2 protein-coding genes are annotated in these 999 nt (G+C 64.8%); both read left to right on the top strand.

All coding sequences use genetic code 11. The annotated features are described in order from the left end of the window. Window positions 1-165 precede the first annotated feature (165 nt). Window positions 166-477, top strand: coding sequence for a RidA family protein (locus EOA29_RS37805; RefSeq protein ID WP_126094617.1), 312 nt, complete (start codon window positions 166-168; stop codon window positions 475-477). A 69-nt stretch (window positions 478-546) separates the two neighbouring features. Next, window positions 547-768, top strand: coding sequence for an alkylphosphonate utilization protein (locus EOA29_RS37800; RefSeq protein WP_126094618.1), 222 nt, complete (start codon window positions 547-549; stop codon window positions 766-768). Window positions 769-999: the final 231 nt, after the last annotated feature.

Here is a 999-nt window from a genome sequence, read left to right as displayed (position 1 = left end):
GGCCGGCGCCCGCCCGCGCGGATCGCAAAGCTGCGGTCCGCGCGGGCCTAATTTTTCGGAGCCAGTTTTTCAGGCCAAGTCCATTTCTTCTTCGGGCCAAGTCATTCTTGACGAAAGGACGGCGAACCGGAAAGCTCGTCGCGGCGCGGCGCCAGGAGGCGCGGCGTGGTCGGCGACAGTGTCTCGCTGGAAGAGGCGCGGGCTTCAGCACGCAAGGTCGGGCTGTCGATGCTCGGGAGCCTCACGCGCGAGCTCGGCAGCCTCGACAGGATCACCGGCTGGTGCCGCGTGCACGGCATGGTCAATTCGGCGCCACGCTTCACCGCGACGCCGGCAGTGATGAACGGCTTTTCCGATCTTATCCTCGAGGTCTTCGGCCCGGAGGTCGGCCGCCACGCCCGCACGGCAATCGGCGTCGCCGCCCTGCCGTTCGATCTCCCGGTCGAGATCGAGGCGGAGGTGACGATTGAGGGGTGATCGGCTTGACCAGCCCATCATCGGCGCGATAGGCGGACGCACCGTCATTCAAACGATGAAAGACCCGACATGACAGACGCGATCGTAAAAGACAGCAACGGCACGCCGCTGAAGGATGGCGACTCCGTGACCCTGATCAAGGACCTCAAGGTCAAGGGCACGTCCGAGACGATCAAGCGCGGCACGCTGGTGAAGAACATCCGCCTCACCGGCAATCCCGGCGAGATCGAATGCAACACCAAGCAGGTGAAGGGCCTGGTGCTGAAGACGGAGTTTTTGAAGAAGGCGTGATTGAGGCGGAGAGCGCTGCGCGGGCGACAGCCAATCTCCCCCCTTGCGGGGGAGATGTCCGGCAGGACAGAGGGGGGTGCTGTCCCTCCAACCTCTCTGCATTCGGCCTGCTTTCCTGAGACATGGGATTTTTGTCAGGCAGAGCGGGAAACGCCGCGTTCCTTCGCACCCCCCTCTGCCCTGCCGGGCATCTCCCCCGCAAGGGGGGAGATGCCCGGCAGGGCAGAGGGG

The sequence above is a fragment of the Mesorhizobium sp. M1E.F.Ca.ET.063.01.1.1 genome (assembly GCF_003998155.1).
Taxonomy (GTDB): Bacteria; Pseudomonadota; Alphaproteobacteria; order Rhizobiales; family Rhizobiaceae; genus Mesorhizobium.
Note: the sequence above shows the minus strand (reverse complement) of the source record. Positions and strands in the feature narration are given on the sequence as shown.

Coding starts and splice junctions, on each gene's coding strand:
- EOA29_RS37800 (WP_126094618.1), top strand. CDS start 547: ATGACAGACGCGATCGTAAAAGACAGCAACGGCACGCCGCTGAAGGAT.